The organism is Skermanella sp., from assembly GCF_059503625.1.
This window is the reverse complement of sequence record NZ_JCACHA010000653.1, coordinates 1-13,933: the sequence shown is the minus strand read 5'-3', so window position 1 is coordinate 13,933 and position 13,933 is coordinate 1. Positions and strand designations below refer to the sequence as shown.

The 13,933-nt window shown below is 66.5% G+C and carries 9 protein-coding genes and 1 tRNA gene; 7 read left to right on the top strand and 3 right to left on the bottom strand.

Annotated elements, in window-relative coordinates:
• The 4 genes from AC5JJ6_RS20205 to AC5JJ6_RS20190 form a co-directional block, all read left to right on the top strand.
• Positions 1-471: Wzt carbohydrate-binding domain-containing protein (locus tag AC5JJ6_RS20205; RefSeq protein WP_496043779.1), on the top strand; the 471-nt coding region annotated here is incomplete at its 5' end.
• On the top strand, positions 471-2,135 hold the full coding sequence (locus AC5JJ6_RS20200) for an FkbM family methyltransferase (protein ID WP_496043778.1): 1,665 nt from the start codon (positions 471-473) through the stop codon (positions 2,133-2,135). The genes AC5JJ6_RS20205 and AC5JJ6_RS20200, both read left to right, overlap by 1 nt.
• 11 nt (positions 2,136-2,146) lie before the next feature.
• A complete protein-coding gene (locus AC5JJ6_RS20195; protein WP_496043777.1) occupies positions 2,147-5,431 on the top strand; it encodes a glycosyltransferase family 4 protein in 3,285 nt (1,094 codons plus the stop codon).
• Positions 5,432-5,674: 243 nt separating this feature from the next.
• On the top strand, positions 5,675-6,937 hold the full coding sequence (locus tag AC5JJ6_RS20190) for an oligosaccharide flippase family protein (RefSeq protein ID WP_496043776.1): 1,263 nt from the start codon (positions 5,675-5,677) through the stop codon (positions 6,935-6,937).
• A gap of 142 nt (positions 6,938-7,079) precedes the next feature.
• Here the strand turns inward: AC5JJ6_RS20190 and AC5JJ6_RS20185 are convergent.
• Positions 7,080-7,166: transfer RNA gene (locus AC5JJ6_RS20185), tRNA-Leu, on the bottom strand.
• A 116-nt stretch (positions 7,167-7,282) separates the two neighbouring features.
• Here AC5JJ6_RS20185 and lipB point away from each other — a divergent pair.
• A complete protein-coding gene (lipB, locus tag AC5JJ6_RS20180; RefSeq protein ID WP_496043775.1) occupies positions 7,283-8,011 on the top strand; it encodes a lipoyl(octanoyl) transferase LipB in 729 nt (242 codons plus the stop codon).
• 33 nt (positions 8,012-8,044) lie between these two features.
• Here the strand turns inward: lipB and AC5JJ6_RS20175 are convergent, their stop codons facing one another.
• On the bottom strand, positions 8,045-9,337 hold the full coding sequence (locus tag AC5JJ6_RS20175) for an adenylosuccinate synthase (RefSeq protein WP_496043774.1): 1,293 nt from the start codon (positions 9,335-9,337) through the stop codon (positions 8,045-8,047).
• A 95-nt stretch (positions 9,338-9,432) separates the two neighbouring features.
• Positions 9,433-10,590: an ATP phosphoribosyltransferase regulatory subunit gene (locus AC5JJ6_RS20170; protein ID WP_496043773.1), complete on the bottom strand. Its 1,158-nt coding sequence runs from the start codon at positions 10,588-10,590 to the stop codon at positions 9,433-9,435.
• A gap of 368 nt (positions 10,591-10,958) precedes the next feature.
• On the opposite strand from AC5JJ6_RS20170, the gene AC5JJ6_RS20165 reads away from it, so the two are divergent.
• Both AC5JJ6_RS20165 and AC5JJ6_RS20160 read left to right on the top strand, forming a co-directional pair.
• Positions 10,959-12,344, top strand: a complete 1,386-nt coding sequence (locus tag AC5JJ6_RS20165; protein ID WP_496043772.1) for a TrkH family potassium uptake protein — start codon at positions 10,959-10,961, stop codon at positions 12,342-12,344.
• 72 nt (positions 12,345-12,416) lie between these two features.
• Positions 12,417-13,757: an amidase gene (locus AC5JJ6_RS20160; protein WP_496043771.1), complete on the top strand. Its 1,341-nt coding sequence runs from the start codon at positions 12,417-12,419 to the stop codon at positions 13,755-13,757.
• Positions 13,758-13,933: the final 176 nt, after the last annotated feature.

Sequence of the window (13,933 nt, the reverse complement as noted above, 5' to 3'; positions counted from 1 at the left end):
CGGCGGCACGATACCGGCAGGACGCAGACCGTTTCCGGCACTTTGGAAGCTGTGGTCCAGGATATCGGACTGTTCAACGGCCGCGACGAACCGGTGGAGTTCGTGAATGTCGGCGATCCCGTGACATTGCGCATCCGGGTTCGGACCAATCGGGCGCTGCCGCGTCTGGTCCTCGGCTACATGATCAAGGATCGGCTGGGGCAGACGATGTTCGGCACCAACACCTTCCACACCGAACAGATACTGGAAGATGTCGAAGCCGGCAGCCTCGTCACCTACACCGCTGCCTTCGACGCCAACCTGGGTCCGGGCAGCTATTCGGTCGCGACCGCTCTGGTCAGTTCCGACACGCATTTGATCAACAACTACGAGTGGCGGGATCTGGCGCTGATGTTCACCGTCAGCAACCATGACAAGCCTTACTTCATCGGAACCGCCTGGGTCCCGCCCTCCATCAGGATCGAGCGCTGATGCCGTTCATCTCCTTTGCCCAAAATCTGGAAGATGTCGTTCTCCACCGAGCGTTGCGCGATGTCGTCCAAGGCTTCTATGTGGATGTCGGCGCCAACAGTCCGGACGAGCAATCCGTCACCAGGGCATTCTATGAACGGGGATGGCGCGGCATCAACATCGAGCCGGCGCTGGGTTTCTACGATCAGCTCGCGGCGGCGCGGCCCCATGACATCAACCTGGCCGTCGCCGCCGGCGACGGCATCGGAACGGTCACCTTCTACGACATCCCCGGCAGCGAGCTTTCGACCGGTGACGCTGAACTGGCTCGCTGCCACCAGTATTCCGGACTGAGTGCGGTCGAGCGGCAAGTCCCGCTGGATACGCTCGACAACATATTCGAAACTCACAAGGTGACGGTCGTCCACTTCCTGAAGATCGACGTGGAGGGCATGGAAACGGCGGTGCTTCGCGGCCTGTCGTTGCGCACGGTACGGCCGTGGATCGTCCTGGTCGAAGCGACCGTGGCCCGAACCCAGATCCCCAACCATCAGGATTGGGACCCGCTCCTCACCGGCCGGGGATATCGCTTCGTCCATTTCGACGGGCTGAACCGCTTCTACGTCGCGGAAGAAAAAGCCGATCTGATTCCACGGCTGGAGATCCAGCCGAACATCTTCGACGATTGGTTCCGTGCCCATGACTGGGTCGCCCGCGAACAAGCCGCCGCTTTGAGCAGGCAGATCGCGAACGATCGAGCGTCGCTGGATGCCGAGCGCGACGTTAGGCGCGCCGAAGCCGAGGCACGCAGGCGCGAAGCCGAGATCCGGGCCCACGAAGCGGAAGCACGGACAAGAGAAGCCGAAGCCCGCACAACGGAAGCGGAACTCAGGACGCGCGAGATCGAAGTCCGGTCCGGCGAGAGCGGCGTCCGGGCTGCCGAAGCCGTTGCACGAGCCGATGAAGTCGCCACCCGCCAATCGGAAGCCGCCGCGCGCCGCGAGGAGATCGGCATCCGCCAGGAAGAGGCAGACCTGCGCGCGCGGGAGGCCGAACTCCGGCGCGACGAGGTGCGGGCTCGCGACCAGGAGCTTGCCCAAAGGCAGTCCGAACTGGCGGCATGGCGGGCCGATGTGGACGCCCGTCTGGCGGAGTGGCAGCGCGTCGGACATGAGAATGCGGCGCTGCACCAGCGTATCGCCGAACAGCAAGCCGTGATCGCGTCGCTGAACGGGTACATCGAGGCTGTCCGGGTCAGCGTCTCATGGCGGCTGACCGCCCCGGTCCGGGCACTGAAGCGGGCGATCGTGACAGCCAGGGTGCTGACGTTCATGACGCTGGCAGGCAAGGCCCGGCCACCCGCGGTACGCGTCGCACGGAAAGCGGCCCGCTGGGCAGCCGGCCGGCCGCTCATCAAGGAGATGGCGCTGCCAATTCTGCTGCGCCATCCGGTACTGGAGCGAAAGGCGCGCGCGCTGCTCGCCCGTCCGGCCTTCACGCCGGCAGCGGCGGCGCAAGTCCAGGCAGCCGCGACCGCGGACCCCGTGCCGGTCGCGGCTGCGGCGAGTGACGGGACCCAGGATGCGCGGTTCCTGGATCCCCGCCCCCTGGTTGCCCGGCAAATGTCGGCCACAGAACGCAACTTCGAGGCGACGCTCAGGCGCGCCCTCGCGCGGACACGCTGAGGAGATTTTCCATGCGTATCGTCCTGGACCTCCAGGCCTGCCAGTCGCCCAGCCGGCTACGCGGGATCGGACGCTATTCCCTTGAGCTGGCGAAGGCCATGGCGCGCCGGCCGTGCGGCCACGAGATCGTCGTCGCGATGAACGGCGCGTTGAGCGACACCATCGAACCGATACGAACCGCCTTCGACGGGCTGGTTCCTTGGGAGAACATGGTGGTCTGGTCGCAGCCGGCCGGCGTCAGCTTCCTGACCGGCGAGAGCTGGTGGCGGATTCAGGCGGCAGAAGCTGTCCGCGAGCGCTTCCTGCAAGGGCTGCGTCCCGACATCGTCCATGTAACCAGCCTGTTCGAGGGGATGTATCACGACGTAACGACCTCCGTCGGTGCCGCTGTGAGCAGTCTGCCTACCGCTGTCACGCTGTACGATCTGATCCCGCTGGCCCATCCCGAGGTTCTGCCGGAAGATCCGCGTAGCCTGGATTGGTACTCGCGCAAGCTGCTGTCGTTGCGGCGCGCCGATCTGCTGCTGGCGATCTCGGATCACTCGGCTCGGGAAGCGCTCCAGATGCTCGGCCTCGGCGGCGATCGCGTCAGGACGATCTATTCCGCGGCCGATCCCAAATTCCGTCCCGCCGATCCGTCGGCCCCCAAGGACGATGCCGCCATGTCGCTGAAGAAGCGGCTCGGCATCGCACGCCCCTTCGTGCTTTTCGTCGGGACGGTGGATGCGCATAAGAACCTCGCCGGAATGCTGGAGGCCTATGCCCGCCTGCCGCGCGACATGAGGAAGAGTCATCAGCTCGTCCTGGTCTGCGTCGTGAACCCACCCGACCGTGTGCGTGTGCCGATCATGGCGCGCGAGGCCGGGCTGTCGGAAGGCGACTACGTGCTGATGGGGCAAGTCCCCGACGCCGACCTGGTGGAACTGTACCGCCAGTGCCGCCTGTTCGTTTGTCCGTCGCTCCGCGAGGGCTTCGGACTGCCGGCCCTTGAGGCGATGGCTTGCGGAACGCCGGCCATTACGTCGGACACGACCAGCTTCCCCGAAGTCGTCGGCCGTGCGGACGCGATGTTCGATCCTCATTCGGCGGAGGCGATCTCCGCCCGGATGACCAAGGTGCTGAGCGATCCGGGGCTGCTGGCCGAACTGTCGCGGCATGGCCTGGAGCGCGCCAAGCGCTACAGCTGGGAAGCTACCGCCGGCAAGACGCTGGATGCGTTCGAGGAACTGCACGAGCGCCGCCACCGCGCGGATACGGCAAGCGGTTTGCCGGCGGCCGCGCCGGCAAGACGCCCCCGGCTCGCTCTGGTCGGGCCGCTGCCGCCCGAGTCTTTGCCGGTGGCCGATTGGTCGGCGACCTTGCTGTCCGATCTGGTCCGGCACTACGACGTCGAGTGCGTCACGCCCCAGCAGACCGTCCTCCGTCCGGCGGGCGGCGGCGGCTCTCCGGTCAGGACGCCGGAGTGGCTCGTCGCCAACGCTTCGGCGTTCGATCGTGTGGTCTACGCGCTGGGAGATGACGCGGCCTGCCTGCCCTGGATGCTGGACACTCTGCAACGGGTTTCCGGAACGGTCATTCTGCATGACGGAAGCGTCGCCCGGTCGCTGGCGGCGCTGGAGGCCGAAACCGGCGAACCGATCCTGCTGCGACAGGTGTATCTATCGTACGGCTGGACTGCGGCGGCGGAAGCGGCACGCTCCGGCGACCTCATGGCGACGGCGGAAAAGTACCCTTGCCTGAACGGGATCGCGGCGCTTGCAACCGGCATCATCCGCCTGTCGGACGGATCGCGGCAGGAGTCTGACCGGGAACCGGGCCACCGCATCGCCGACCTGATCGAACTGGGACGAACGGCAACGGCGGCTTCGGTCATCGAAGCGATCGAGAAACAGGCACAGCAGGCACGTTTGTCGATCCTGCAACGCCTGAGCGAGGACATCGTCGCCATCGATGCCCCCGAAATGCCGGATGGAGCGGATTGGGATACGATCGTGCGCTGCGGTGCCGAGAACCTGCCCGGCGCCGGCGGACTGCGCCAGCTTCTGGTCGACGTTTCGGAGGTCAGCCTGCGCGATGCCGGAACCGGAATCCAGCGTGTCGCCAAGAACATCCTGATCGAGCTTATCCGGAAGCCGCCCGCCGGCTTCAGGGTCGAACCCGTGATGGACGACGGCAGCGGAACGCTGCGCTACACCCGAGCCTTCGCGGCCCGGATCATGGGCATCCCCGACCTCGGGCTGCCGGAAGATCTGGTGGATACCCGGGCTGGCGACATCTTCGTCGGCCTCGACCTTGTCTCCCATCTCATCGAGGGGCGGACAGCGCTGAACCGGAGCCTGCTGCTGCGCGGCATCCGCAGCTATTTCGTCGTCTACGACCTGCTGCCGCTGATCCAGCCGGACTGGTTCGTCCCTTTCCACCATTTCCGGATCTGGGTGGAACAGATCGCGACGCATTGCGAAGGCCTGCTCTGCATTTCGCGTTCGGTTGCCGACCAGCTCTTCGACTGGCTGCCGAACCTTGACGTTCAGCGCTCGACGCCGCTCCGGATCGGCCATTTCCATCTCGGCGCAGATATCGGAAACCCATCTCCCCATGCCGACGCGGAGGAGCCCGGAGCCGAGGTGACGCGGGTGCTTCGCGGCCGCCACCCCGTCTTCCTGACGGTCGGCACCGTAGAACCGCGCAAGGGCCATGCCCAGGCGCTCGCCGCATTCGAGCAGCTCTGGTCGGAAGGCTGCGAAGCCGAACTCGTGATCATCGGCAAGCAGGGCTGGAAGGTCGAAAAGCTCGTCGAGCGGATATCCAGCCATCCGCAACTCGGCAAGCGGCTGCACTGGTTCGCCCGCGCATCGGACGCCGACCTGAACGCCCTCTACAATGGATGCACGGCCCTGCTGGCGGTGTCCCTGGATGAAGGTTTCGGCCTGCCGCTGATCGAGGCGGCGAAGCACGGACAGCCTATCCTGGCGCGCGACATTCCTGTGTTTCACGAGATCGCCGGTGAACACGCGACATATTTCTCCGGCACAGGCGGGCGCGATCTGGCCGACGCGCTGCGCCTGTGGATGCGCCGCCATGCCGAAGGGAAAACGCCCTCCACCGCCGGCATGCCGTGGCTTACGTGGGAGCAATCGGCAGCGCGCTTCACCGAAGTGATCTTCGACGGCCACTGGGACGCGACATATCACGCCGACCGTCAGGGCTCCGGCCGCAGGCAGACGCCGGCGCCGTCAAAACCTGTGGTATCCGGGACAAAACTGAGTGAAACGAAGGTCCCGGAGGAAGTAGATTAAATTGGACCAATACATACTAAGGAATACGTCATAATCCCAATGAACCCATAACTGCCCATCTCCATCACAGGGATCAAAAGCGTAATCGCCTTAACCCCATGAACCGGCGCAACCGTATCTTGTTTATGGCACTGTCGCGCCGATTCGGTTTTTGCGAACGCTTCTGTGAGAGAGTCATTGACGGCCCAAGTTGATAGTTACCGTCTGCCGCGTACAGCAATGAGGATCCTCCGCGGTCCCTTCATGAAGAATGTCGCGGTTCTGGCGTCTGGCACCGCCATGGCCCAGGTTCTGACGGTCCTGGCCTATCCAATTCTGATGCGCCTGTACAATCCGGACGACTTCGGCCTGTTCGCGCTGTTCGGCGCGCTCAACATGACCTTCGTCGCCGTCGCCAGCGGCCGCTACGAGCTTGCCATCGTCATGGCGAAGACCGAGGAGGATGCCGCCAACCTTCTGGCGCTGACCCTTGCCATCGTCGGGGTGGTCAGCGTCGCCTCCGGTTTCGCGGTCTGGGGGTTCGGCGACGACATGCTCGCCCTGGTGGGCTACCAGGAGTTGGGTGCGCTGCTGTGGTTCCTGCCGCTGATGATCCTGACGACGACGATCGCCCAGGTGCTAAGCGTCTGGGCGACGCGCCATAAAGCCTATAAGCGGATCTCGATGTCCACGATCAGCCGGTCGGTCGGGGTGGCGGCGGCACAGATCGCCGCCGGCCTCGTCGGCATGGGTGTCGACGGGCTGGTGCTCGGCATGATCTTCGGCACGGTGGTCAGTGCCGTCATCGTCGCGTGGCAGCTCATCCGGTACGACCTGCCGTCGCTCCGGCTGGTGATCAACTGGTCGGCCATGAAGCGGCTGGCGAAGACTCACCTGGACTTTCCGCTCTACAGCATGCCGCAGGCGCTGCTGTCCACCACGACGGTAACCGTGCCGTCGATCCTGCTGACGGCCCTGTTCAACCCTTACGTGGCGGGCCTCTACTGGTTCACCTATCGCCTGTTCGAGATGCCGATCACCCTGCTGGGCGACGCGACCCGCCGGGTCTTCTATCAGCGGGCGGCCGAGATGTACCACAGGGGCGAGGACCTGACGGATATCTTCATCCGGACCACCGGCGGGCTGGCCGCCATGGTCGCCTTGCCGGTGGTCGTCATGTTCGCGGCCGGTCCCTGGATCTACGCGGTCGCGTTCGGCGATGCATGGCGGGAGGCCGGCGTCTTCGCCCAATGGATCGTGATCTGGTGGGCGATGCGGTTCATCAGCCTGCCGGCCCTGATGCTGGTGCCGGTGCTGAACATCCAGCGCCAGTTCCTGATCCTTGAGGTCGTGACGCTGGTGCCCCGCTTCCTGGTGCTGCCGGCAACAGCCTGGGTCTCCAACGTTGACGTCGCCATCGCCGCCTATTCCATCGTGGGCTTCCTGTTTCACTTCTTCTCGGTGCTGCTGGTCTGGCGGGCGGTCAGGGATCACCGCGCCGCCCTGGCACAAGCCGCGACCTCCTGACGCGACCTCCAGAAGCGTGATGCTCGGGCCGTCCGCGGCCCGGGCGCACCTCAACTTCCGGAAATCCAGGCATAAAAAAAGCGCCGCAACGTTGAGGTCGTTGCAGCGCTTTTTTTCGTATGGCCGTTACCTGATGGAGGGATGGTGCGGTCGAGAAGACTCGAACTTCCACGGGGGTTAGCCCACAGCGACCTCAACGCTGCGCGTCTACCAATTCCGCCACGACCGCATGTCTCATCCGCTTCCACAAGCCGGGGCTTGCTTCAGGCGTGCGGGGGGAATACCAAATCCCGGTGCCCCGATCAAGCGAATGAAGCAGCTTTTTCTAAGAAAACAGGATCACCCATGACAGCCCCCCTTCACCCAGCCCGGTTGCCGGAGGGAACAGCCCCGGATAGCCGCCCCTCCGATAGCTTCCCTATCGAGTGGCGGATCAGCGACGAACTCGTCCCCTATCCGGAGGCGGTCGCCGAGATGGAGGCACGGGCCACGGCGATCCGCGAGGGCACGGCGCCGGAACTGGTCTGGCTGCTGGAGCACCCGCCGCTCTACACGGCGGGCACCAGCGCGCGTGCCGCGGACCTGCTGGAGCCGGAGCGGTTCCCGACCTACCAGTCGGGCCGGGGCGGCCAGTACACCTACCACGGACCGGGCCAGCGGGTGGCCTATGTGATGATCGATCTGAAGCGTCCCCGGCCGGGACTGGAGGGACCGGATATCCGAGCCTACGTCAACCGGCTGGAGGAGTGGCTGATCCGGACTCTGGCCCAGTTCAACGTCAAGGGCGAGCGTCGCGACGGCCGGGTCGGCATCTGGGTCGATCGCGGGCCGTATGGGGGAATCAAAGGACGCGAGGACAAGATCGCGGCGTTGGGCGTGCGGGTCCGCCGCTGGGTGACGCTGCACGGCGTCGCGCTGAACGTCGATCCGGACCTAAGTCATTTCGCAGGCATCGTGCCCTGCGGCATCAGCGAGCACGGAGTCACCAGCCTGCATGCGCTGGGACACCTCGTCACGCTGCCCGAAGTCGATCTGGCGCTCCGGGCGGCGTGGGAGGACGTCTTCGGGGAGTGATCTTCCCCGATGTTCAGTTCAGTTCAGCTCGGGTCAGTCGCGGAACGGGTCGGTCACCAGAATGGTGTCGTCCCGCTCGGGGCTGGTCGAGACCATCGCCACCGGCGCCTCGATCAGTTCCTCGATGCGGCGGATGTACTTGACCGCCGTTGCCGGCAGATCGGCCCAGCTCCGGGCGCCCTGGGTGCTCTCGTTCCAGCCCGGCATCGTCTCGTAGATCGGCTCGACGCCGGCCTGAGCGGATTGGCCGGCGGGGAAGTGGCTCAGCTCGCGCCCTTCGTAGCGGTAGCCGACGCACACCTTCAGTTCGGAGAAGCCGTCCAGCACGTCCAGCTTGGTCAGGGCGATGCCGTTGATGCCGCCGACCTTGACCGCCTGACGGACCATCACGGCGTCGAACCAGCCGCAGCGGCGCTTGCGCCCCGTTACGGTGCCGAACTCGCGGCCCCGCTCGCCCAGACGCTCGCCGTCGGCATTGAGCTGCTCGGACGGGAACGGGCCGGAGCCGACGCGGGTGGTGTACGCCTTGGTGATGCCCAGCACGTACCCCACGGCTCCCGGCCCCATGCCCGAACCGGTCGCGGCGTTGCCGGACACGGTGTTGGACGAGGTGACGTACGGGTATGTGCCGTGATCGACGTCGAGCATGGCGCCCTGGGCGCCTTCGAACAGGATACGCTTGCCGGCGCGCCGCAGCTCGTCCAGCTTCTCCCACACGACGGCGGCGTAGGGGCGGACCAGCGGGGCGACTTCGCGCAGGCTGTCCAGAAGCTGGGTGCGGCCGACCTCTTCCGAGCCCAAGCCGCGCAGCAGCGCGTTGTGGTGGAACAGCAGCTTGTCGACCTTTTCCTCCAGCACGGCCTCGTCCGCCAGGTCGCACAGGCGGATCGCGCGGCGGGCGACCTTGTCCTCGTAAGCCGGGCCGATGCCGCGGCCGGTCGTGCCGATCTTCAGGGTGCCCAGCGCCTCTTCCCGCGCGCGGTCGACGGCGCCGTGGATCGGGAGGATCAGCGTGGCGTTCTCGGCGATCATCAGGTTCTCGGGCGAAATCTCGACGCCCTTCTGCCGGATCGCGTCGATCTCGCGCAGCAGCGCCCAGGGATCGACCACCACGCCGTTGCCGATGACCGACAGCTTGCCCGGCCGCACCACGCCCGACGGCAGCAGGCTCAGCTTGTACTCGATGCCGTTGATCACCAGCGTGTGGCCGGCATTATGGCCGCCCTGGTAGCGCACCACCACATCGGCCCGGCTGGACAGCCAGTCGACGATCTTGCCCTTGCCTTCGTCGCCCCACTGGGAGCCGACCACCGCTACGTTCGCCATCGTGTCTCTCCACGCGTATCAGCGGAGAAGGCGCAAGACCTCCTCCGGCATCCCGGCCGGGCGGCGCGAGCCGCCTCCCGGCCACCGAAACTACATCAAGCGGCCGGAAGAATCCCGCCGCCGGTGAAAATATGGGTGCAATGCAGCCGGCGCGCCTCGGCCGCCGGTTCGTCGAAGCTTTCCAGCGCACGGACCGTCACCCAGCCTTCCGAGCGCAGCCTTGCGCCGTCGGCTTCCTGCGTGTCGAGCGGCAGGAAGACCCTGGGGCTTGGCGCCGGATCGGGAACGGCGCGCAGCACGGTGTCCAGATACAGGGTGAAGCCGGTCGCCGGCTCGCCCTGGGATCCCGGCTTCCGGGCACCCGCGCGGTAGCGGCCGCCCCGCCCCAGTTCACCGCTGACCCCGCGCGAGAACAGGGTGAAGCTGATGCCGGTCTGGTACTCGAAGCCCCTGTGCTCGACCGGATCCACCGTCAGCATCAGGCGGGGAGCACCGGCGCGGATCAGCCGGACGACCTCGGTCAGCCTTTGCCGGTCGCCGTCGGCGGCGTCCGGCAGGTCGAGTGCCGCCAGCAGTTCCACCGCCCGGTCGGCGGGCCCGGAGGCCCGCATCAGGCTTGCCAGCAGTTCGGCCGCCTTGCCGCCGACGGCCGCGACTTCGGCCGCATCCTTGCGGTCGAGGGCCTGACGCAGCCGGGCGGTCTCCTCGTCCGGCAGGTCGAGCGCGCGGCAGACCGCCGGCACCAGGGTCGGCACGTTGAGATCGACCGAGATGTTGTTGACTCCGACGGCATCGAGGGCGCGGTAGGCCAGCAGCACCACTTCGGCGTCGGCGGTCGGCAGCAGGGTCCCGATCAGTTCGACGCCGACCTGACCGAACTGCCGCTCCGGTCGGAGCTGCGACCCTTTGACCCGGAGCACCTGACCGCCATAGCTCAGCCGCAGGGGGCGCGGCTCGTTGGCGAGCCTCGTCGTCGCGATGCGGGCCACCTGAAGCGTCATGTCCGGGCGAAGCGCCAGCATGCGCTGGGATACCGGGTCCATCAGCCGGAAGGTCTGGGTCGCCATCGCGGCGCCCGGTCCGGACAGCAGGCTGGCTTCGAATTCGATAAGCGGCGGCTTGACCCGGTCGAAACCGTTCAGCGCGAATTCCGCCATCAGCTTTTCCACGATGGTAGCCTCGAACGCGGCTTCACGCGGAAGCACGTCATGGAGGCCGGCGGGCAGCAGCGCTCTGTTGATCGGGTCGGTCATGCCGGTTACGGGGTCCTGGGGTCCTGATTGAGATTTGGACATACCGGGGCCGCTAAGTATCGGAATCGGTCCCGCCGGGCAAACGGAAAAGGGTCGCGGCAGCCATGGCCTCCGCGCGGCACCGCCCGGATCTCCCACAAGGGACACGTGAACCATTGGACAAGTGAGGCACTTCGTCCTAAGACTTCGGCGCTTCAATGAGGCATTGTCCTTATCCGGGGCAAGGTCCAGCCCGCATCCCGCTAATCCCGCTTCGCCGCAGGCCCGCCGGTCATGCGCTCCATCACGAGGACGAAGTGACATCGCCGGAAATGGTTCGGCCGGTTCTCCATATAATCGGCATACTCCTGGCCGTGCTTGGAATCGGCATGCTCGTCCCGGCGCTTGTGGACAGCGCGGTCGGACACTCGGACTGGGTCGTCTTCGTGACCTCCAGCGCCATCACCATCGGCGCGGCGGGCGCCTTGTACCTGGGCACCAGCGGACCGATAGAGCGCTTCGGGGTCAAGCAGACATTCCTGCTGACCACGATGGCCTGGGTCGTCCTTGCCCTGTTCGGGGCGCTGCCCTTCATGATGTCCACGACGCAGCTCGATTTCACCGACGCCTTCTATGAGGCGATGTCCGGGCTGAGCACGACCGGGGGCACCGTGATCGTCGGCCTGGACCAAGCGCCGCCGGGCGTCCTCCTGTGGCGGGCCCTGCTCAACTGGTTCGGCGGCATCGGCATCATCGTGATGGCCATCGCGATCCTGCCTGTCCTGCGGGTCGGCGGCATGCAGCTTTTCCGCACCGAGTCGTCCGACCGGGGCGACAAGCCCTTCGCCACGGTCAGGGACACCGCCAACGCCATTACCCTGACCTATCTGGGCCTGACCGTGCTCTCGGCCGTCCTGTTCAGCCTTGCCGGCATGGACTGGTTCGACGCCGTCTGCCACGCGATGGCGGCGGTATCGACGGGCGGCTTTTCCACCAAGGACGCGTCGCTGGGATACTTCGAGTCGATCCCGATCCTGTGGGTCGCGGTCGTCAGCATGATATCCGGCGCGGTGCCGCTCACCTTCTACATCAGGCTGCTGCGCAACTTCGGCGGCGCCGCGCTGGCGGACAGCCAGGTGTGGACGCTGATGGGAATCCTAGCCGCCTCGGTCGCGGCCATGACCGGCTGGGCCTATTTCGAAGTCGGGCTGGAATTCATCCCGGCGCTCAGTCACAGCGCCGTCAACGTGGTATCGATCATCACCGACGCAGGCTTCGTTTCGACCGACTACAGCGCCTGGGGCGGGTTTCCCATGGTCGCCTTCTTCTTCTTCTTCTTCATCGGCGGCTGCACCGGATCGACCTCCGGCTCGATCAAGATCTTCCGCTGGCAGATCCTGTTCGGATCGATGCAGGCTCAGATGATCCGGATGCTTCAGCCGCATCGGGTCGTCGTGCGAACCTATAACGGCAAGCCCGTGCAGCCGGACGTGGTCGACAGCGTCATCAACTTCGTCTTTGCCTATATACTCTCCTACGTGATCCTGACGCTGATGATCGCCGCGACGGGGCTGGACATGCTGACGGCCTCAAGTTCCGTCGCGTCGGCCCTGGCCGGCGCCGGACCCGGCCTCGGCCCCGTCGTCGGACCGGCGGGCACCTTCGCGCCGCTGCCCGACGCAGCCAAATGGGTGCTGTGCCTCGCGATGCTGCTGGGCCGGCTGGAGGTCTTCACCGTGATCGTCCTGTTCACCCGCACCTTCTGGAAGAGCTGACCTCTTCGCGAAACGCGATGTTTGTGCTTCAAAGGGCCGCAGCACCCCAAGTCCTGAAGAAGGCTCGCACACATGTCCAAGGCACCGACCATCGCAGCACTGGCCGCCGATCTGGCCGAAGGCCGCACCACCAGCGTCGCCCTGACCGAAGCGGCGCTCGACCGGATCGCCGACCCGGCAGGCGAGGGCGCCAGGACCTTCACCCATGTGGACAGGGCGGCCGCACTGGCTCAGGCCGAGGCCAGCGACCGCCTGCGCGCCCACGGCATCGTCCCCTCGCCGCTCGCCGGCCTTCCGGTTTCGGTCAAGGACCTGTTCGACCTTGCCGGTCAGGTCACGACCGCCGGCTCGGTGGTCCTCAAGGACAGCGCCCCGGCAAAAACCGACGCGCCGGCCATGGCCCGCCTGCGGGCCGCGGGAGCGGTGCTGATCGGGCGCACCAACATGACCGAGTTCGCCTTTTCCGGGCTTGGGATCAATCCGCATTACGGCACCCCCGGCAACCCGTTCGACCGCAAGCGCATTCCCGGCGGATCGTCCTCCGGTGCGGCCGTTTCGGTCGCCGACGGCATGGCGGTCGCCGCCATCGGTTCGGACACAGGCGGCTCGGTCCGCATTCCGGCCGCCCTGTGCGGCCTTGCCGGGTTCAAGCCGACCCAGTCGCGGGTGCCGCGCGACGGGGCGGTCCCGCTGTCATGGACTCTCGACAGCATCGGTCCCCTTGCCGCCTCAATCGCCTGCTGCGCCGTGGTCGATGCTGTGATGGCCGGTGAACCGGCCCATGCTCCCGAAGCGCTGCCGCTGGCGGGCTTGAGGATCGGCGTTCCGGAACAGATCGTGCTGGACGGCCTGGACGCTACGGTTTCCGCCGCCTTCTCCCGCACGCTGACCCGCCTGTCGCAAGCCGGCGCCCATTTGAGCGACCTGGACATGCCGGCCCTGATCCGGATCGCGGAGGTCGGCGGCAGGGGCGGTTTCGCCGCCCCCGAGGCACTCGCCTGGCACAAGACCCTGCTGGAGCAGCGCGGCTCGGAATACGATCCGCGCGTGTCGGTCCGGATCCGGCGCGGCGCCGAGCAATCCGCCGTGGACTACATAGAGCTGCTGGCGGCCCGCAAGGCGATCATGGCGGAAGCGGTCGAGCAGACCCGCGACTTCGACGCCCTGCTGCTGCCGACGGCTCCTATCGTCGCACCCCGGTTCGACGAAGTGGCCGACGATGCCGGCTACACCAGGCTCAACATCATGGTGCTCCGCAACCCGTCTCTCTTCAACTTCCTCGACCGGCCGGCGGTCACCCTGCCCTGCACAACCGACGGCTTGCCGGTCGGCGCGATGCTGGTCGGCAAGCGCCACCACGACCGGCGCCTGCTGGCCATCGCCCGCGCGGTGGAACCGGTGGTCGCCGGCTGACAGTCGAGCAGCGCGCGGCGGCCGCGTCAGCGCCCGCCGCGCCCTTCCGACGCCGGATCAGGCCGGGATCACCTTGTCCCGCTTTAGGCGGTCGAACAGGTCGGTGAAGCTGTCCGGCGTGCTCTGATAATCGAGGAAGCCGGCCTTGCGGCTCTTGGTCATGTCGGTGACGACTT

What these genes read in the sequence shown, in the direction of transcription:
- AC5JJ6_RS20165 (WP_496043772.1), top strand. Translation starts at nt 10,959, where the DNA reads ATGCTCGTCCCGGCGCTTGTGGACAGCGCGGTCGGACACTCGGACTGG.
- AC5JJ6_RS20195 (WP_496043777.1), top strand. Translation starts at nt 2,147, where the DNA reads ATGCGTATCGTCCTGGACCTCCAGGCCTGCCAGTCGCCCAGCCGGCTA.
- AC5JJ6_RS20170 (WP_496043773.1), bottom strand. Translation starts at nt 10,590, where the DNA reads ATGACCGACCCGATCAACAGAGCGCTGCTGCCCGCCGGCCTCCATGAC.
- AC5JJ6_RS20175 (WP_496043774.1), bottom strand. Translation starts at nt 9,337, where the DNA reads ATGGCGAACGTAGCGGTGGTCGGCTCCCAGTGGGGCGACGAAGGCAAG.
- AC5JJ6_RS20200 (WP_496043778.1), top strand. Translation starts at nt 471, where the DNA reads ATGCCGTTCATCTCCTTTGCCCAAAATCTGGAAGATGTCGTTCTCCAC.
- AC5JJ6_RS20160 (WP_496043771.1), top strand. Translation starts at nt 12,417, where the DNA reads ATGTCCAAGGCACCGACCATCGCAGCACTGGCCGCCGATCTGGCCGAA.
- lipB (WP_496043775.1), top strand. Translation starts at nt 7,283, where the DNA reads ATGACAGCCCCCCTTCACCCAGCCCGGTTGCCGGAGGGAACAGCCCCG.
- AC5JJ6_RS20190 (WP_496043776.1), top strand. Translation starts at nt 5,675, where the DNA reads ATGAAGAATGTCGCGGTTCTGGCGTCTGGCACCGCCATGGCCCAGGTT.